Annotated in this window: 19 protein-coding genes; 11 read left to right on the top strand and 8 right to left on the bottom strand. The window is 44.1% G+C overall.

The annotated features are described in order from the left end of the window. Window positions 1-99: 99 nt before the first annotated feature. Window positions 100-1,560 carry an RNA-binding domain-containing protein gene (locus B5E82_RS02795; protein WP_087305879.1) on the bottom strand — a complete coding sequence of 487 codons (1,461 nt, stop codon included), beginning with the start codon at window positions 1,558-1,560 and terminating at the stop codon, window positions 100-102. Between the two features lie 549 nt (window positions 1,561-2,109). Here B5E82_RS02795 and B5E82_RS18675 point away from each other — a divergent pair. Together B5E82_RS18675 and B5E82_RS02785 are read left to right on the top strand one after the other, a co-directional pair. Then, entirely contained in the window at window positions 2,110-2,292 is a 183-nt protein-coding gene (locus B5E82_RS18675; protein WP_330398228.1) for a hypothetical protein, read from the top strand. Window positions 2,293-2,705: 413 nt separating this feature from the next. Next, on the top strand, window positions 2,706-2,936 hold the full coding sequence (locus B5E82_RS02785) for a type II toxin-antitoxin system HicB family antitoxin (RefSeq protein WP_140393069.1): 231 nt from the start codon (window positions 2,706-2,708) through the stop codon (window positions 2,934-2,936). A gap of 153 nt (window positions 2,937-3,089) precedes the next feature. Here B5E82_RS02785 and B5E82_RS02780 read toward each other — a convergent pair whose 3' ends face one another. Together B5E82_RS02780 and B5E82_RS02775 are read right to left on the bottom strand one after the other, a co-directional pair. Then, window positions 3,090-3,377 (bottom strand): DUF6809 family protein, encoded by a 288-nt coding sequence (locus B5E82_RS02780; RefSeq protein WP_087305877.1) that lies wholly within the window; start codon window positions 3,375-3,377, stop codon window positions 3,090-3,092. A 117-nt stretch (window positions 3,378-3,494) separates the two neighbouring features. Continuing rightward, window positions 3,495-3,689: a hypothetical protein gene (locus B5E82_RS02775; RefSeq protein WP_087305876.1), complete on the bottom strand. Its 195-nt coding sequence runs from the start codon at window positions 3,687-3,689 to the stop codon at window positions 3,495-3,497. Between the two features lie 543 nt (window positions 3,690-4,232). On the opposite strand from B5E82_RS02775, the gene B5E82_RS02770 reads away from it, so the two are divergent. The 3 genes from B5E82_RS02770 (at window position 4,233) to B5E82_RS02760 (ending at window position 8,241) form a co-directional block, all read left to right on the top strand. After that, a complete protein-coding gene (locus B5E82_RS02770) occupies window positions 4,233-5,645 on the top strand; it encodes a hypothetical protein (RefSeq protein WP_140393068.1) in 1,413 nt (470 codons plus the stop codon). A 149-nt stretch (window positions 5,646-5,794) separates the two neighbouring features. Then, window positions 5,795-6,751: a hypothetical protein gene (locus B5E82_RS02765; RefSeq protein WP_087305874.1), complete on the top strand. Its 957-nt coding sequence runs from the start codon at window positions 5,795-5,797 to the stop codon at window positions 6,749-6,751. A gap of 467 nt (window positions 6,752-7,218) precedes the next feature. Beyond that, entirely contained in the window at window positions 7,219-8,241 is a 1,023-nt protein-coding gene (locus B5E82_RS02760) for a DnaB-like helicase C-terminal domain-containing protein (RefSeq protein ID WP_087305873.1), read from the top strand. Between the two features lie 1,110 nt (window positions 8,242-9,351). Here the strand turns inward: B5E82_RS02760 and B5E82_RS02750 are convergent. From B5E82_RS02750 to B5E82_RS02740, 4 genes are all read right to left on the bottom strand, one after another. Continuing rightward, the gene (locus B5E82_RS02750) at window positions 9,352-9,531 is read right to left on the bottom strand and encodes a hypothetical protein (protein WP_087305871.1); all 180 of its coding nucleotides are present in this window, start codon (window positions 9,529-9,531) and stop codon (window positions 9,352-9,354) included. Window positions 9,532-9,696: 165 nt separating this feature from the next. Further along, complete coding sequence (locus tag B5E82_RS18065; RefSeq protein WP_162610686.1) at window positions 9,697-9,867, bottom strand: AbrB/MazE/SpoVT family DNA-binding domain-containing protein; 171 nt, start codon at window positions 9,865-9,867, stop codon at window positions 9,697-9,699. Between the two features lie 25 nt (window positions 9,868-9,892). Continuing rightward, window positions 9,893-10,117: a DUF6718 family protein gene (locus B5E82_RS18805; RefSeq protein WP_087305870.1), complete on the bottom strand. Its 225-nt coding sequence runs from the start codon at window positions 10,115-10,117 to the stop codon at window positions 9,893-9,895. 326 nt (window positions 10,118-10,443) lie between these two features. Further along, window positions 10,444-11,439, bottom strand: coding sequence for an AraC family transcriptional regulator (locus tag B5E82_RS02740; protein WP_242966230.1), 996 nt, complete (start codon window positions 11,437-11,439; stop codon window positions 10,444-10,446). 196 nt (window positions 11,440-11,635) lie between these two features. Here B5E82_RS02740 and B5E82_RS02735 point away from each other — a divergent pair, with 196 nt between their 5' ends. Genes B5E82_RS02735 through B5E82_RS02725 form a run of 3 tightly spaced genes read left to right on the top strand, consistent with a single transcriptional unit; the run spans window position 11,636 to window position 14,491 of the window. After that, on the top strand, window positions 11,636-12,214 hold the full coding sequence (locus tag B5E82_RS02735) for an MptD family putative ECF transporter S component (RefSeq protein ID WP_087305869.1): 579 nt from the start codon (window positions 11,636-11,638) through the stop codon (window positions 12,212-12,214). Beyond that, on the top strand, window positions 12,214-12,951 hold the full coding sequence (locus B5E82_RS02730) for an energy-coupling factor transporter transmembrane component T (RefSeq protein ID WP_087305868.1): 738 nt from the start codon (window positions 12,214-12,216) through the stop codon (window positions 12,949-12,951). The genes B5E82_RS02735 and B5E82_RS02730 overlap by 1 nt, the downstream gene beginning before the upstream one ends. A gap of 4 nt (window positions 12,952-12,955) precedes the next feature. Then, on the top strand, window positions 12,956-14,491 hold the full coding sequence (locus B5E82_RS02725; RefSeq protein ID WP_087305867.1) for an ABC transporter ATP-binding protein: 1,536 nt from the start codon (window positions 12,956-12,958) through the stop codon (window positions 14,489-14,491). 185 nt (window positions 14,492-14,676) lie between these two features. On the opposite strand, the gene B5E82_RS02720 is transcribed toward B5E82_RS02725, so the two are convergent. Further along, complete coding sequence (locus B5E82_RS02720) at window positions 14,677-15,657, bottom strand: AraC family transcriptional regulator (RefSeq protein WP_087305866.1); 981 nt, start codon at window positions 15,655-15,657, stop codon at window positions 14,677-14,679. Between the two features lie 188 nt (window positions 15,658-15,845). Here B5E82_RS02720 and B5E82_RS02715 point away from each other — a divergent pair, with 188 nt between their 5' ends. The 3 genes from B5E82_RS02715 to B5E82_RS02705 are packed head-to-tail and all read left to right on the top strand — an operon-like array spanning window position 15,846 to window position 18,738. After that, window positions 15,846-16,457 carry an MptD family putative ECF transporter S component gene (locus B5E82_RS02715; RefSeq protein WP_087305865.1) on the top strand — a complete coding sequence of 204 codons (612 nt, stop codon included), beginning with the start codon at window positions 15,846-15,848 and terminating at the stop codon, window positions 16,455-16,457. Continuing rightward, window positions 16,454-17,179 carry an energy-coupling factor transporter transmembrane component T gene (locus B5E82_RS02710; RefSeq protein ID WP_087305864.1) on the top strand — a complete coding sequence of 242 codons (726 nt, stop codon included), beginning with the start codon at window positions 16,454-16,456 and terminating at the stop codon, window positions 17,177-17,179. Before B5E82_RS02715 ends, B5E82_RS02710 begins: the two co-directional genes overlap by 4 nt. Next, a complete protein-coding gene (locus B5E82_RS02705) occupies window positions 17,176-18,738 on the top strand; it encodes an ABC transporter ATP-binding protein (protein ID WP_206415610.1) in 1,563 nt (520 codons plus the stop codon). The genes B5E82_RS02710 and B5E82_RS02705 overlap by 4 nt, the downstream gene beginning before the upstream one ends. The last annotated feature ends 1 nt before the right edge of the window (window position 18,739 follow it).

Here is an 18,739-nt window from a genome sequence, read left to right as displayed (position 1 = left end):
TATCCAGAAGATTAAGCGACTCCAGCACTCTGATTTCATTCAATCGCATAATTCTCGCTGTCATCCGTTTTGCCGGTCATGCAGGTGAAACATAAATTTTCACCTGTGATGGGAGCCATCATCCTGCGGCTCTCCTTGCACTACCACATATTTCTGGTTGCGGCTTCTTGGCTTCTCCGGGATAGTCATTTGAAGCTGTCCGCTTTCTATCAAAGGGCGAAGGTGGTTTTGGGTAAAATTTTTTGCGTTTTTATACCCACAATGTTCCATGATTTCCACCTTGGATCGTGGTTCTGTGCAAAAGACTAAAATCGCAACTTGGGTAGTAACTTGGGTGGTAACTTGGGTGGTAACTTGGGTGGTGTCCTGTGGCCCAACCTTTGCCAACGCAATCGGGGCCAGCGGAACGACCGTGCGAAACACATCGCCCTCGATAAATTCCGGGGTTCCGCCGGAGTAGAGCTTTGTGTATTTATAAGTATTCCGCATCCCAGACCCCAGCTCGTCTGCCAGCCCAATCTCGCGGAACACTTTGGAGATGGGCGGATTCTTGGCATACGGCTCAAAGGAGGACAGGTGCAGAGCGCCGTGTCCGTGGGAACGGTTGGCGTTTTCGGTGTAGAGACGGTCACGCTCGATCACGAATTTTGCTACATAACCACTAGAATAATCCCGATGTGCCAGGCTGTTGGAGCAGATCTCGCGCAGGATGCGGTCTCTGGCGCTGACACTCTGAACGCCTTCCTGTACAAAGGGGTCGCTGAGATGCTTTTGCCCGAAGGCGATCAGCCGGTCATAGGTTTCCAGCAAGTTTGTGATGATCACATCCCGGTCGTCATAGCGGTCCAGGTTTTCCACCCGAAAGATAGCGTCTGTTTTGTGCTGTGGCAACACGGACAGAATTGTGGAGTCCTTGCCAAATAGAAGAATCGCAGCCAGGGTGATGCCTTCGAGCAGCCTTTCGGGGTCCTTCAAGATCAGCCCGGCACTGCGCAGCAGTTCCTCGTCCGACAGTGACTTCCAGGGATGGTTGGCCGTGCGGCTGGCTGTCATGGCTCTGGCGCGCTCGATCAGGTCGGAGCGCAGATCGTCCATCTGGAAACGGGTCACTTTGTTGACAAAGTAGCTGCCACTTTTCCGTGCGTACAACTGGTACACCAGATCGGAATTGTCGGTGATGTCTATATCGGCTTCGTGGCTGCGGTCAAAAATCCGCCCGTGATGGCGGCAGACCTGGCTGCCGGACGGCACCTGAATGACAAGCAGCGTGCGGCCATTCACTGTACAGGTTTCTGGCTGCAAATAGAGGGGCGGATTGATTTTCTGCCCGTTATTGATGGAAGTTACAAAATCCTTTTTCATGCGGTCCACCGCATCCGGGGCCACGCCCAAAACCTCCCTGTTGTCTTTGACGCCCAGGAGAATAGTGCCGCCGTCCCGGTTGGAAAAGGCGCAAACAGTGTCGTACACATCCTTCGTGATCTCATGGGTGGATTTTTTAAATTCCACATGGATGTTTTCGCCGCCTTGAATCAGTTTCAGAAGTTCAGCTTCTGTCATAGGAGCAACAGCCCCCTTTCAATGTTGGATATATGCTCTTATTATACGGGATTTTGCAAGTGTTATCAAACTTATTTTCAATAACGAGGTTTGAACTAACATGGTCATAACCTTACTTATTATCTTGGCCCTAACCAAATTGTGGAGATTATGTGTTGTATCATGTACTATCTCATTATCTCATGTGCTGTGAGACTGTACACGATGTGTGAAGTCTTTTAGAATACCGTGAAGGAAGGAGGTTTCCATTTATGGGTACGACGCGCATCATGCCGCTGCACTTGGCAAGCACTATTTTCATCTTAGGGGAAATTAAAATAGTATTCAGGGCAAGTTGAAAATTGACTAACTTTTCATTGACTTGAATTGCCTTATCTAGTAAGAAAGAATTTGCATCAGCCGGATAATTTTTTAGGATTGATAATTTGACAACTTCCTTGTATCATATAAGAGAAGTGGAGAAATACTAAGCTGCACGAGATAATTTTTTATGAAGATAGTGGTGCCCGATGTTCTGTCTTAAACTATTATAAAGAGGAAAAGCTTGTAATGAGTGTTGAATTGAATGGTATTAAATGGACGACATGGGATAATGTACGCAAGGAGATGTTTACCGAAGAGGAAATTGCAGAAAGTGATCTTCGGGTGGCTCTTATTGGAGAGTTAATTAAAGCCAGGAGAGAAAGGGGAATTTCTCAGAGAGAACCTGGGAAGATGAGTGGCGTGAAATAGCCGATAATTGCTAGAATGGAGAAGGGGAGTACAATACCGAATTTGAGTACGGTTTTGAAAGTCCTTGTTCCACTTGGAAAACCCTCTATATTGGTGACTTGAAATCGGGCCCAAGGTGATGAGGCGATAAAATATTTTGCAGTATTGATTCTTTACCGGAAGAAAAACAGATGGATTTTCTGTTTTGGAATGCCTGAGCAAACTGGAATGGATAAATATGGATTTAAGCGATGGTAAAAGAAAGTCTTACAAAGCGTGTAATGAAAAAAGAGCAAAGGAAACGGCAAAGCTCTTGGTAGAGTGCTGGTTGAAGGAAGAATTTTTATGCCGTTCGTTTTGAGGAAAGTCTCAATTTGCAGTCTGCCGGAAGGACACTTGCAGGTGATTGAAAAGCTGAGAAAGGATGGTAAAGGATGGGTAATTTAATGCGTTACAGAAAATATATTGGGACTGTAGAGTTTTCCGGTGAAGATAACTGCTTTTTTGGAAAGGTTATTGGAATCAAGTCTCTTTTGTCCTATGAAGGGAAATTCATGGAAGATTTAAAAAAGGATTTTCAATGTGTCGTCGATGATTACCTGGAAGACTGCAAAGAAAGAGGCGTAACCCCAGAGCAGCCTTATAACGAATTTTTGGATGTCTGATTTTCTCCGTGACTTCATAGAATATTGCAGCTTGAGTTATTAAAAATAGAAAAATTTTCAGGCGAAAAAGGCCATCCGCCAACTAAATTGCGAATGACCTTTGTGTGCAAATCGGTTAGTAGTCTTGTGTCCTTAAAAATCGGGCTTATATCATTATTTCTTTTTCCTGCTCTGCAGTTGAATCAGATCGCAGGCTTCTTGATGAATCGTCTGTCCTACTGCAAATCCATACTTGAAATAGCATTCACTTTGTTCACATTGGGCTATCACCATCTGTGACTGCAGTTCCTCGACCAGTTCATAGTCTTCCTTGCTTAGCCGCTTTGATAAGGTATCCATCAGGTCGGTGCAGACTTTGACTGCCTGGTTGTATATTGGTGTATCAGTGATTAGTGTTTCAGCGGGATAAAAATTTCCATTAAATATTTCTTCCAGTATCATGTGGTCACCTTCCTCTTGTTCTGTTGCGTTTTCTTTTGTTTATGTTTCATGCTTGATATCCTGTACTTTTATTGATTTTTTCAGAATTTGACTTCTATGTGTAAGCCTTGCTGTTTTTTAAAATCCACATCTTCTTTTATGTGCGGCATTCGGGAGTGCGCGGAGATTTTTGCTGCGCATCAAAAAATCGATCTGCTGTTGGAGGTCTGCTATCTGTTTGTCGATGCGTTTTATTTCCTCTACAGGTGCGTAATTGTGAATTCCTTTTTGGATTTCATTAACCATCAGTTTCTTCATAGTATTCTTTTTCATAGTCGCGTCCTTTCTGCTGCTTCTTTGCAGCTAAGAATTTTTCCCCCCTTAATTCGCAGGAACAAATTTGCCTTTCTATATTTGGATCCTTAATTGGATAAAGTGGAAATCAGCCTGTAAAATTGGGGTGTTGTAGATGTTTTGATTAGATTGATTATGATTATATGTTCCGATTATGTATTAACCTGTATCAGGTTTTATTTTCACACTAAAATAGTTGAATATAAAATTTAAGCATAACGGGAGCATTTATTTTGGATGGTTCTGTTTTTGTTTACTGTGGTTATTCGTAAACAGTAATGAAAACGAAAAAATCAGATAAACAGGAGGATAATTATGGGAGTTTGTATTCAGTTGACATTATCAAAATCAATTACACAGAAAGAATGGGAGAGTGTCTACGAGGAAACACTGCAGCTTGTAAATGCATTTCCTCTGGTATGTATACAGAAGAGCGTGGAATTCCGGGGAATAAACGTGATGTGTCTTGTTAAAACCGTCGAAAAGGAAAGGATTTATGGAAGGAATAATGAGATACATAGTATGGAATGGACAGCAGCGGGAGATTCTGTAACGCTCCGCGTGGCAGAGAACTATACTTTGGAGAGAAATCTTATAAAAGAAGAAATCCCGGATGCCGGAGACGCTATTCTGGGACTGCTTCCATTTTATTTGCCAGAGCCGGACAGATATGGAATGGATAATCCCATTTGCAACAATGTGTATAGGAAATGGGGAGAAAAAACGCAGGGAGAGCCATATCATATCTATATGGTTGCTATTGGGTGTCTGATAGAAGAACGTTTGGGAGAAAAAGCATTTTTGTATGGAGATATCACCAGGGCGCAGTGTGTGGAGGCTGTTAAGCTGGCAAATCAATGTCTGAAAGAGCCGATTGGAATTCCGCTCCAGTGCGACATGGAAGGCTTTTATAAAAGGGTAGACAGGCTGCCGCTCACGGAACAGGAAAAGATGTTTGTATTTGAACAGCTTTATCTGGGAACAAAGAATGCAGAGTTTGGAAAATTTCTTCGCAGAAGCTTTTCAGAAGATGCCTGTAACAGCTATTGGAGGATACGGTTTGACCGCAATTTCCTGAGATATATGCAGGAATATCTTCTTTGGGGATTTGACCTGGAAAGGCTGTGTGGATTCGCGGACGAGCTGGTGCACAAAGGGAAATTGGATTATGAAAAGTTTGTAATACGGATTATGGATGCCAAACTGCACTTGAAGGAGAAAAACTGTGAAGGTGTTTTGAAGATTAATCAGGATGAAGCGAGACCGTATAGTGTTGCGACTCTGTTCGCACAGGTAATATTCGGAGGCGCCTCTAACAAAAAGGTAGATCGATATATTCCTGTTGAGAAAATCAGGAACTCTTTAAGGAGAGGGCTGCAGGGAAAGTGCGAAGTGGATAAATTGATAGATGCATATCTTGCGAAAGAGGCAGAAGAAGGAGAAGTCCATGTATCGCTGGAAGATTCCCCGGAGGATAAGAAGGCGGCTGCTCGAAAAGACACTGCAGAGACGTTCCGCCAGCTGATAGAGCAAAAAAGGGAAGAAATGAATAAGGAAGCATACGAGTATGATATTTATAAGTATCAGGATCTCCTGCAGTTTGAACCAGGAAATACGATAACGCCCAAAATTGAAGGGTTTCTGAAGCAGCTTGCTGCTTTCTGTGCAGGTCTTTTGGAGGAAGAAGAATATAAGAGTTTAATGGAGAAAGAGCCAATAGTACGCTGTAAATGGCTGGCGGAAGAAAATGATGCTGTTCTGATCCGCGACAGTGACTGGGGAAAAATTTTCGAGGATGTTGAAAAAAACGAGAATTCCTTTGTGAGATATTACCCTTTGATGAGGCTGAATCTCAACAACGATGCAGCGTATTATGCAGCGATTGCTCTTTTGGTAAACGATGATTTGTATGCGTATCTTGGGAATTTAAAATAATTTATTTCTCAATATTCCCGATTTCGAGATAATCTCCGTTTTTAGGTTATTTTCCTGAACGAGCCTTGTGTTTTTTGCAGCAGTCTCAAGCGTTAACACCTATGGGCTGCTGCAGGCCTAAACAGGGCTGGAAGAAAGGAGAATATTACATGGAAGAGAAGGAGAATTTGCCAATTTTGAGTATTAATAAGCAGTATCTAAACAACACAAAAATAGGGCGGCTCATTGCGACAAAAGAGTATCCGGATATCACGGATAAAGGTGTCTCCATGAAGATTACAATCACGGACAATATCGTGAATCTGGTGAATCTTAAAACGGATCCTAATATTACACTTACGGATCCAAACATCACGCAGTTCGATATGGCCGTAATGGATGCGGTCTATACGATCATTAGCGCAGGTGTGATGGTGGTAACGCCGGAATGGATTTGCAAGGTACTTTCCGGGAACATGTCCCAAAGGGCAACGCCGAGAAAAATCAATATGATTGTGAAAAGCCTGGAGAAACTTCGCTCTACCCATATCAGGATCGATTGCGGGGAGAAGGCAAATGCAAAGGGAAAAGAAAAGAAGTATGAAAAGTTGATTTATCAATCATATCTGCTGCCACTGTCATCTGTTGAAGCAAGACTGGCCGCAAATGGAAGAGAGGTACATGCTTACACGGTGTTGGAAAAGCCGGCACTGTACTGCTATGCAGAGAGCCTGCATCAGCTGATAGATGTTCCGGCAGAGCTAATGGACACCCATGCTCTGTTTACGGATACGGATGATGCGATTCTGATCAAAAGGTACGTGATCAAGCGAGTAATGCAGATGAGAAATGAGAAAAACAGGCTTTTCAGCAACAAGATTTCTTTTTACTGGAAGGACAAGGAGACAGGAGAGGAAAGAGGGTTGTTCCCGGAACTCGGATATGTGCCGGATGATACCGTAAATTGGAGGCAGAAAAAGAAGTCGATTAACAAAGTTGTCGCTTCTACGCTTGATCTTTTCAAAGAGAAAGAAATTATTTCTGAGTATGAAATATATCGTCAGGGGGGTAGCAAAAACCCAACATCTCCAACCATGGGATATCAAATATTTTTTGAAAAAAGGTAAAAAGTGTTTACACGATAAGTAAAAATGCATTACACGATAGGTAAAAAGTGTTTACATGATAAGTAAAAAGATATCACACGATAGGTAAAAACAGTTTACACGCCAAGTAATAATCCTTTACACGATAAGTAAAAAACGCTTACACGGAAGGAAAAAAACGTTTACACGTCAGCGTGTAAAAAAGCCCTAAAAACGCCGTAATTACGGGAATTTTCAGTGCTTGGAATAAGTCGTGTAAGTACTTGTAAGTATCTTATAAGTATAATATTGTAAGTAGGAGTGGAGAGGTATTGTCTAAAGTCAATACCTCACTCCAAAAAATACTGTAAAATTGTATTTTACTGCAATAAGAAAGAAGCTTTATTGCGTATAGAATTTTTATATTATACGGCAGCAAAAACCAGTAGGTTCACAGCAAAGTGCATTAGCTGTAGCTTTAGCTGCTATAAGCAGGAAGGAGATATGCTATGACAGAATTAAACTGCAATCATGGAACAGTAGACGAAAAGAAAAATAATCTTGGATTGTTTGCAAAGCATATGTTTGGAGACAAAGAATCTCATATCTTGAGATGCAAAAACCATTATCCAACAGGATTTCCGGCATTAGATGAATCTCTGGGGGGAGGGTTTACTGCAGGACTGCATTGCCTGGGTGCAATATCGAGTCTCGGAAAATCGACTTTTGTACAGCAGATAGCAGAGAATATGTCCGCAAGTGGAATCCCAGTACTGCTGTTCAGCCTGGAGATGCGGATGTTGCATATTGCGGCCAAAGCAGTGAGTCGGCAGACGTACATAAACAGCCAGAATGATGAAAAGCTTGAGTACACGGAAAAAACAGTCGAGGAACTGCTCAATAAAGAATGCTTGGCAGAATATACAGAAAACGACTGGAAAGCTGTAAGCGCTGCGGCTGAAATGGTGGCAGAAAAGAATGCCAACCTGCAGGTTCTGGAACAAAGGTACAAAAATGGGAAGCCCTGGACGGCAGACAATATAGCGGACTATATTGTAGAATGGGTAGGTAAGACGGGTCAGCATCCGTTTATCATAATTGATTACCTGCAGCTTTTGCAGATGCCAGATGGCGCTTCTGGATGGACGGATAAGCAGATAGTAGACTACAACCTGCAGCGGCTATTTTCGCTTGCAGAATCGTCAGATGTGCCTGTACTGCTGATCAGCAGTTTCAACCGAGCGGCGTACAACTCCAAAGCATCCTTAGCTTCTTTTAAAGATTCTGGCAGTATAGAATATAGCTGCGATGTTGTGATTGCCATGGATTTGTGCGGGGTAGGAGAGAAGGATTTTGATGAGGCGGCTGAAAAAGCAGAGGTGCCTCGCGGGATATTGGTTCGGGTTCTGAAACAGAGGTATGGGAAAGCAGGGGACGAGCTGCCATTCCTGTATGATGCGAGATATAATTTCTTCGAAGATCCCATGGCTTTTCCAGAGGAGGAAGATGAGAATGTATTGTACTTTCCGTGATTTCTGAGAAGAATATAGACATAGCCCCTGTTGTTTTCAAAATTGTGAAATTCTGTAAAAATTCAAATTTTGATAATACGACATAATTGTAACATAATAAAGATATAAAGGAAGGCTGCAATTATGTCGTGTATTATTCCGATGAATGCATGGCTGGGCGGCTGTATGATTTGCAGCCTGAAAGCCTGCTGGAAGCTCTATCTGAGTCGCTTGGCAGCGCACGTTTCTAACGGGTAAAAATCCCGAATCCATCCGGTGATGGGAAAAATATAGTTGGAGGCAAGGGGAGTATTATTATTCAGGCTTTCATAGTCAGGAATGGGAGACAGTGCCCATTTGGAGCCAAAGGTGGCAGTTTGCTCATACTGAGATGGTCAAGAATTGTATACAGAAAGTATGGAAATTAAACAAACAGTTATATTTTCCAGCAAAAAAGAGCCCCACTTTTGTCAGGGCTCTTTCTGTCTGGTTTATTGGGGGGGGGCGTGCCACCCAGTTGAAAGCCTTTCACTTTCCTGCGAAATCAACTATTTCGTAAAGTTTATGCATAGTTTTAACGTCTCCAGACTGACGGCGGTACGCTCCTTGTATCGCGTGTCTATACAAAGTATAGAGAAGATTTTCTCTTCTGGCATCTTTAATATATCACAATATTTTGAGAAAACAAGAAGCTGCTTTGTACAAGTATTTGTTTTCTGGCATGGTGTATTCAGAAGGAACTGCTTGAAAAAAATGATAGACAGTTAGCCCTCCTTCCAAAAGGAAGGGGTGATCGCTATGGTTACATATAAAGGACTTTTTCAGTTCGTGATTATACTCGTAGCGAGCGTCACTCTTGTAATTAAGATAACAAAAAGAAACCGCCCCGCAGCCAAGGTTTGCGATTATTCTTAACTATCACCTGGGCTAACCGTCTATCGGTAACTCTTTTTATAATTATGATACACTTGTTACACTTATAAGTCAATATTTCATTAATCCGCCTTGTATACAGACTATTTTTGCACTCAAATAGTTTACTGAAGGCTTTCTACATGAATTACAGTGAATGAGTGGGAGAGATGCCACTGTGGCATCGGACCAAGCCTTTATACGGAAAAATGGTGGCTATTAGCTCCTGCGCATAAACATATTCTTTTCTTCTTCAGAGAGATTGATAACCTTTTCCCCTTTTCTGGCTGCATAAGACATGAGTCCCTTTAAATCCAGCTTATTATGCTCTTCGGTCAGGAGAACAGGACCAGGTGTATTTGCAAGGCTTTCTCTATATTTCTTTATCTGTCCATTCACAATTATGCACCTCCATAATATTCAGCGGGGTTGCTCTACTTATGATAAGATGGCAGGGCTTCACCGCAGAAAAAGATATGGTATAGACACCCCTTAAAATCTTAAGTGGCAGAGCTGCTCTAATATCATACATTGTCAGTTACAAGTATATTATTTCTGAGCCAGTCAGCATATCTCTTTTCCAACAGGATTTCCCCAATCTATTTCTATTGGAATATAATTGCCATGAAAACCATTAAAAAGTTCTTTAATGGTCTTTCGTTTTTTTACTCGTTCTGTGGCGCTCTTATCATTTTTAGCTGTCATAACAAGATTTTCTTGAATCGTTGCTGCCATATAGATGCCTCCTCCATCTTTATTTTCACATTGCCAATACAGCCTTTGTGAATTTCTCTTCAGTTTCCACGAACCGATAGGGAGCGTACTCTCCATAGGCCGAGGGACGGCTGATTGTAACAAGTTGTATTCTGTCATCATCTATCAGATGCAATAGTTTCCTTTTGTATTCAGCTAAGTGCGCACCGTGATTTGTTCGAAGTGCAATACATCCTATAGAATGAATATCTTTAGCAATCAGGTAACACATTCTTTAACACCTCCATGAATCCAGCTTTATCTCGAAAATGCCTTCTGGAATCGACAGTTTTCTTGGTGCCATACATTTTTTACTGTCGATGCAGATTGTATAATCTCTTACGACATCCATAACTGTTCACTTCCCGTATGAAGCAGGAAATTTTGTTCTTTCAAATATTTAAATACATTTTGTCAATTGCCTGAAATCAATTCTTTATAATCTTTTTATATGCCGCATATCCTAAAATTATCTTTCAAGAAATAATTTACGCATGAGATTATAAGCATAAGTAAGGTCGTGACTCTGCTGTCAAGCGGCAAATCCCGGCTTTAAGCTTATCTGCTTTCTAAATTCTTTGACCGTCGATATTCCAGCGGCGAAAGACCAAACTGCTTTTTGAACACGGCTGCAAATTTCCCTTGATTAGAGTAGCCAACCTGCTCTGATACTTCGGCAATCGGACGCTTTGTGGCAGAGAGAAGGCTGGCGGCTTCATTCATGCGGATTTCCCGCAGCCAAGTAGATACATTTTGACCATATACGCCTCTAAAATAGTTTTTCAGGCTGGTTTCACTGACCGAAAAGCGTTCTGCAATCTGCCTTACAGGGATGTGCTGGCGAAGATCATCTGACAGAATTTTTGCTGTCCTTTTTGCAAGCTCCACTTGCGTTTCTGTGTAGAAGCCGCAGGTTTTCGGAGGCCGGATTTCCATGTTGAGAAGCCGGTGGAGAAGTTCAAGTGTATAGATTTGCAAATGGAAGGCAGACGGCCTTTCAGAAAGCCGCCAGAGTTTCTGAAATATATTTTCCAGTTCGTTGTCCGCTTCGTTGATATATGTTTTATGGTTCGCGCAATAGTTTTCTTCCAAACGCATGAGATCAATCGAAAAAGATTTCATCAATTCGCCGCAGGACTGCAATAGGAGCGAAAGGTCAAAGTATATTTTTATGCCCTGATATTGCCGTGTGGGAAAGATGTACTCTTTCTGCGCCGTCTGTCCACTGACACAAAAGTCGTTTTTCTTCAGGTAAATGTAAGAGTCATCATCGAGCAGCAGTTCACTCCTGCCGGAAATACAATAGTTTATCAGCAATGGTTTTAACTCAGAATTTGCATCCGATTCCGGCCACACAGGAGTATTTATAAAAATAAAAGCTAATGTCAGGCCTGGAAAGAGAGGATGAAATGTCATGCGTCCTTTACCGTTTGCCTGCTCTAAGAGCAGCTCACTGCTATTTGGATTGTTTTTCAAAGTCACACCTGAAACGGAATTGCTGTTTTCTAAAATGCTGTATAGTATATCACGCAACTGTTTCACCCCTTTCATCATGCAGAATCTCTGATATTATTATACCGGCACAGAAATTTCCGGTCAATGGCTGTTCAGGAATAAAGGTCAAAACTCATTGCTATACGGGCCTAAAATACCGATATGTGCATAGAAGCATTGCCGGATGTGTGCTACCATTAGAACTGGTTAGCGAATTCTAATTGAAAAGAAAGCAATCATACTAGGAGGTTTCGCAATGAACAAATTGCAGGGAAAGGATTTAATTAACATCGGTATTTTCACGGCGATCTATTTTATCGTCATTTTTGCGGCGGCATCTATCGGTTTTATCCCGATTTTCATTCCGTTTATCAGCGTGATCGTGCCGCTTGTGGGCGGTATTCCGATGATGTTGTTCTTCTCCAAAATCAAGAAATTCGGTATGCTTACCATCTGCGGGGTACTGCTCGGTATCATCATGCTGCTGACCGGCATGGGCTATTGGTGCATTCCCACCGGGCTGATCTTCGGCCTGATTTCCGATTTTATGATGAAAGCCTGTGACTACAAGAACGCCAAGCGTGAAGTGCTGATCCACGGCGTTTTTTCCATGTGGGTAATCGGTGCCTTTATTCCCATTGTTGTGACGCGTGACGCTTACTACCAGAGCCTGCTTCCCGGTTATGGTCAGGAGTATGCCAACACGCTCATGGCCTATATGCCTGACTGGATTTTGCCGGTACTTCTGGCAGCTGCTTTTGTCAGCGGTCTTGTGGGTGGCCTGATTGGACAAAAGATTTTCAAAAAGCACTTTGAGCGGGCGGGAATTGTGTAATGAGCCGCGAACTTCTTGCAAGTGGGAAAAACAACAGTGGAATTTTATTAGATCCCCGGACAAAACTGGCGGTACTGATTACCATAGCCGTTTTTATTTTAGGCGGTTCGTATGAAGGTATCATGCAGTATTACATCATTGTGCTGGCGGCCATCCCTCTGCTGCTTTTATCAGCGGCCAGGAAATGGAAAGGCGCTGTTCTCTATATCCTGATTTTAGGGGGCAGCCTGTGCCTGGAAATGTTTGGCCTGTCCCGCCTGACCGGTGTAGCAAACTATATTGCAGTAGCCATCGTTGGTATCCTGCTGAGGTTTACGCCCAGTGTGGTTATGGGATATTTCGTTGTGACAACAACAACGGTCAGTGAATTTGTCGCGGCAATGGAACGGCTCCACCTGCCGCAGCAAATCACTATTCCCATGTCCGTGATGTTTCGTTTCTTCCCTACGGTTGCAGAAGAATGGAGCGCCATTGGGGACGCCATGCGGATGCGTGGTATCCGCTTTGGCGGCGGAAAAGCCGGTGCGATTTTAGAGTATCGGATTGTCCCCATGATGATCTGCTCCGTCAAAATTGGTGAGGAACTCTCTCAGGCAGCTCTCACACGGGGATTGGGCGGCCCTGTGAAGCGGACAAATATCTGTAAGCTGGGCTTTCATGTGCAGGATATTCTTTTTCTGCTGATCTGCCTCGGTGCTTTTGCAGCAGGGATTACTGTGCTGGCTGCAAGGGGGTGATGAAGTGATTGAATGTAGGGATGTGTCATTTTCCTATCCAGCGAGTAATTTGCCTGACAGCGAAAAGCAGGACGGAGGCGCTTTGAAACATATTTCCTGCACCATTGAAGACGGTTCTTTTGTCCTGCTTTGCGGAACTTCCGGCTGCGGGAAAACAACGATGACCCGTCTGTTCAACGGCCTTATTCCTCATTACCATGAGGGGACTTATACCGGCTGCGTCTATCTGGATGGAAAGGATACTCGCGACTTGTCACTGTTTGATATTTCTCTAAAAGTCGGCTCTGTATTTCAAAATCCGCGTTCTCAGTTTTTTAATGTGGACACGACCAGCGAACTGGCTTTCGGCCCGGAGAATCACGGCATGGCTGAAGATATTGTGCGCGAACGGGTAAAGCGTGTAGCTGCACAGCTAAAGCTGGAGCCGCTGCTTGATAGAAGTATTTTTTCTTTGTCCGGGGGAGAAAAACAAAAAATTGCCTGCGGATCGGCGGCAGCTACCTCTCCGGATGTTTATGTGCTGGATGAACCATCATCCAACCTTGACTCCTACGCTATCGATGATTTTCGGCAGCTCCTCTTTGCTTTGAAATCGCAGGGAAAGACCATCATCATATCTGAACACCGGCTGTACTATCTGTCTGGCCTCTTTGACCGTGTTCTGTATCTGAAAGACGGAGAAATTGAAGGAGATTATACAGCGGAAGAGTTTTGCCGCCTGTCGGCAAAACAGCGGGAAGAAATGGGGCTGCGGCCTCTTGAACTTGCAGGGCTTTCAGGAGTTGAAGGGCCGCCGCAGCGAATGAGTGAGGCGGTTTGGACGATAAAGAATGTGTCCTTTGCCTATAAGCATGAGCCGGAAACCCTGCATATAACGGAAGCTGCTTTCCCATCCGGCAGCGCTACGGCTATTATCGGACATAACGGTGCGGGAAAATCCACCTTTGCCCGGTGCCTCTGCGGATTGGAAAAGCACTTCAAGGGGACAGTGCAGGATTGGAGGAAGACTTATTCCAGGAAAGAACGATTGAAACTCTGCTATATGGTTATGCAGGATGTAAACCATCAGCTTTTTACCGAAAGTGTTCTGGATGAAATTCTGCTCAGTATGGGAACTGGGGATAAGCAAAGGGCAAGAGAAATCTTAAAGGAGATGGACTTGCTGCCATATGAGGACTGCCACCCGATGGGGCTGTCAGGCGGCCAAAAGCAGCGTGTGGCAGTCGCCTCTGCCATTGCTTCGGAGCGCCCTCTGATTTTATTCGATGAGCCAACAAGCGGCCTTGACCTTTTTCACATGAGGCAGGTTGCCAGTGTTGTGGGTAAAGTGGCAGATACCGGGAGAACTGCGCTTGTAGTGACCCATGACCCGGAATTTATTTTACGGTGCTGTCATTATGTCCTTCACTTAGAGAACGGGAAAATTCAGGAAAGTTATTCCATAGAGAACAGTGATGGCCGAAACCGTCTGCTAAAGTTTTTCCTGAATGATATGGAGAAGCATCAAAGCGATAGTAAAAGCGGAATCCATGGCTTATGATTGCGAGCTTTTAAGCATTTTATTTTAGAAATTAGTGTTAAACCGGGACGTGGCAGATATCAATTAACCATGTGTCCCGGTTTTCTAATGGATGCAGAGATGGGATTACTATGTAATAGAACAGTATTTAATAGAGGAAAGCATAAATCCCTTTCCATCCTATCTTGTATGGAAAGATGTATAAATCAAAGCGTATTTTGACCTTTCTGAGACATTTTGCGATATTCCATAGGTAATAACCCTGTACTTTTGCGGAACAATTCAGCAAATCGGCTTGATGTGGAGTATCCTATCGTCTGAGCGATCTGTCCCACAGATAGATCCGTATATGCGAGCAAATACTCTGCTTGACTCATTCGCCTTTGCTGGATGTATTCTGTGATTGTACAGTCATAATATTTCTTAAAACAGCTTTTTAGCTTTGTTGTTCCCATACAAGCAATCTGAGTCAGCCGCTCGAGTGAAATATCAGAAGCATAATGATCACTTAAATAAGAGGCAACTGTCTGAATGCTCTCTATATCCTGCTGAGATAGTTTTTGCTCAATCTTTTCGGGATGTTTTTTCTGGTATTCGACGACCATCGAAATGGCCTCCGCAACCTTTCCCTCATAAAAAAGTTTTGCTGCAATTCCCTCTCCGCGATAGTTTTTGATCTCTGTAAGAAGTCTTGACATTTCCGGGAAATCCGAAGTCTGGTCAATCTTCCGAAAGGCGTCCACCGGATTGATTTGTGCCTCTGGATATAGTTTTTTCAGATAATCCTCATAATAGGCCGGAGTAATTTCAATTCCGATTGAACGGATTGGAATATTCTTGTGGATCAATGCTTTATAGGGCGTGTAGCCTCCAATAAAAGTTTTGATACAACCAGCAGACAGTCTTCGGTATGGAGACAGTTCTTCACCTGAAATTGAGTCATAGCGTGTAATGCTCAGACATTCGGGCAAAGAAAATTCCAGCATAAAATCCTCATGGAATGAAAAGTTGTGTATCTTAATGTCATAAAGCTCTTTCTGTGCATAAGTCCAGTAAGTGCCTTCTCCAACTTCGGGAGAAAGTTTCCAGCATATCCCCAAATCACCATACTGCTGATTGTCTGGATCGCGGATAAAACCATGGCCAGTCAGCAGAGGTGTGTAAAATTTATCAATAATTTCGGACATGAAAATAGCCCGCCTCCTTTTTGCAACGATTGGACGAACTTTTGAAAGGAACAGACGAACATCGCCGGAACCTATTGCATGTTGTTCGCCGCAAGCGTACTGTAATAATTGACGGTTAGCCGAATCTAACCCAAGAATATCACAAACCGCTTGTCGAGTCAAGACAGTGAAAAAGTAGGAGGATCACAATGAAAAATCAAGCAAATTCTATGAACAAAGGCCTTACTGTGAAGGATCTGGTAACGACAGGTATTTTTACTGCCCTGCTATTCGTCTTTATACTAGTGGGCGGAATCTTTTTTGCGACCAATCCTGTACTGACTTTCTTTATGCCTGCCGGGAGCGGGTTGCTTGCCGGTCCTGTTTATCTGTTGCTGATAGCAAAGGTTCAAAAGAGGTGGAGTCTCTCTATTATGGGAATTATCATCGGCATTATCTGGTTTGTAACAGGTATGCACTGGGCATTTGCGTTGGGATATCTGATTATGGCCATCGTAGCTGACTTTGTTGCCGGTGCGGGACAGTATAAGAGCAAGAAGTTCAACAGTATTGCATATATCCTGTTCTCCCTGGGCGGTACTGGATCGTACATCGTTTTCTTTGCTGACCCCAATGGATGGGCGCAGACTATGCTGGGTAACGGAACCGAACAGAGCTACATTGACACCATGCAGGCAACCGCCAACACCGGCATCCTGATTGCCATGTTTGCCGCCGCTATCATTACATCGGCAATCAGTGCCTTTGTAGGCTGCAAAATGCTGAAAAAGCAGTTTGAAAAGGCGGGTATCACGGCATGAGCGGTGAGCGCCAGAAGAAAGGGCTTTGGCTTGACCCACGGGCCAAGCTCTTTCTTATCTTGATCTGTGTTTTAGCGTCCATGTTTGCCCCTTCTCTGGCATACCAGTTTGCGCTTGTTGTGCTGATTGCAATATTGGGAACATTCTTCGGAAAATGGAAATATGTCATCAAGGCAGTGTGCTTCTATGCTGTAATCTGCGTTCTGACGGTCTGGATCATGGCTGAAATGACAGGAACGCTGCGGACTATGTTCATCGCCTTTTTAGGTCTGTTTCATAAAGTCTATGCCTGTGGGATGTTGGCCGGAATTGTACTGTCAACAACAAAGGTGAATGAGTTTCTGTCCGCAATGAACCGCGTCCATGCGCCGAAGAAATTAGTGATCCCGTTGGCGGTCATGCTGCGTTATATTCCGACCATACAGGAGGATTGGCGATATATCAAGGACGCTATGCGGATGAGAGATGTTTCCCCTTCTTTTGGGGGCTTTCTGTCCCATCCGGGAATGACGGTAGAGTGTATCTATGTGCCGTTGATGATGACGGCCTCGAAAGCGGCAGATGAGCTTTCCATCGCTTCTGTTACCCGCGGAATAGAAAATCCTAATCCACGCACCTGTCTTGTTCAGATAAAGTGCGGAATTGCTGATTGGATGATTATGGCGGCTGCCATTGCCTTTCTGCTCTTTGAATTGTGTATGCGGGGAGGTGTCATCGGTTGATTGAGCTTGAACATGTATCCTTTTCTTATGAGGTGAATGTCTCCGAAGGAGACAGAGAAGACGGCCTGGGCCGTGATGGGCAGGAGCATGATGGCCTGCATGACATCAATCTGAAAATTGCGGATGGAGAATGTGTCCTGTTCTGTGGGCGCAGCGGGTGTGGCAAAACAACGATTACACGCCTGGTCAATGGATTGATCCCGCAGTTTTATCAGGGGGAACTTCATGGCCGTGTGCTGGTAGACGGTCAGGAAATCAGTAATCTTCCCATGTACCAGATTGCCGCAAAGGTTGGTTCGGTTTTTCAAAATCCACGGACACAATTTTTCAATGTGGACACCGACAGCGAGATTGCTTTCGGTATTGAGAATGAGGCACGCCCTCCCCAGGAATTGGCCGAGAGGGTAGAACAGACAACAGAGGATCTGCATATCCAGAAGCTGCGGAGCAGGAACATTTTTGAATTGTCCGGCGGTGAAAAGCAGAAAATCGCTTTTGCTTCTGTCTACGCTATGAACCCGAAAATTTATCTGCTGGACGAGCCATCTTCTAACCTGGACATGACTTCCATTCAGGAATTAAAGGAACACCTGCGGCTGATAAAAAGCCAGGGCAAAACGATTTTAATTGCGGAACACCGGCTGTACTACCTGATGGAACTTGCAGACCGCATTGTTTATCTTGAAAAAGGGCAAATCAGAAAAATTTATACGCCGGAGGAATTTCGCAAGCTGCCAGAAGCCGAGCGTGAACACATGGGGCTGCGGGCGGTAGATTTGACAGAGGTACTTCCTCCACAGAAGTGCCTGCCTGTTTCAGCTCCCATACTTGAACTTCAAGATGTAACACTCCGCTACAAAAAGAGGACGATTTTACATCATATTGCCCTCTCTGCCGCGAAGGGAGAAGTTATCGGAGTAGTTGGTCATAACGGAGCAGGCAAAACCACCTTTTCCCGCGCCTTGTGCGGACTGCATAAGGACTGTGATGGACAATTCCTGTGGGATGGCAGGCCGATGGATCGAAAGGCAAGGCTGAAGAAGTCTTATATGGTCATGCAGGATGTGAACTACGAATTGTTTGCTGACAGTGTTGAGGCAGAATGCTCCTTTGGTATTCAGGGTCCCGATCAGAAATTAGTGACGGAAACACTAGAGAAATTGGGGCTTGCCTCTTACCGGGAACAACACCCGAACACCCTGTCAGGCGGTCAAAAACAGCGGGTAGCTGTAGCGGTCAGTATGATCTGCGGAAAAAATCTTCTGGTATTTGATGAACCGACCAGCGGCCTGGATTTTGACAGTATGGCACAGGTGGCAGGGCTGATCCGGCGATTGTCTGACATGGGAAAGGTTATTTTCATCGTTACCCATGATTTTGAGTTTGTCTGCCGAACCTGCTCCCGCGTCCTGCATTTTGACGAGGGCGAAATGCCCGATGATGTACCTGTTGTGATGGATGCCCTCCCGAAATTGAGAGAGCTGTTCTCTGTCAAGGTGAATGGCTCCGAAGGAGACAGAGAGGGTGGCCTGGGCCATTCAGATGGAAAGGAGAGGTGAG

The sequence above is a fragment of the Lachnoclostridium sp. An138 genome, assembly GCF_002160765.1.
In the GTDB taxonomy this organism is placed as follows: Bacteria; Bacillota; Clostridia; order Lachnospirales; family Lachnospiraceae; genus Laedolimicola; species Laedolimicola faecalis.
The sequence above is the reverse complement of the archived record's forward strand: the minus strand, read 5'-3'. Positions and strand labels throughout refer to the sequence as shown.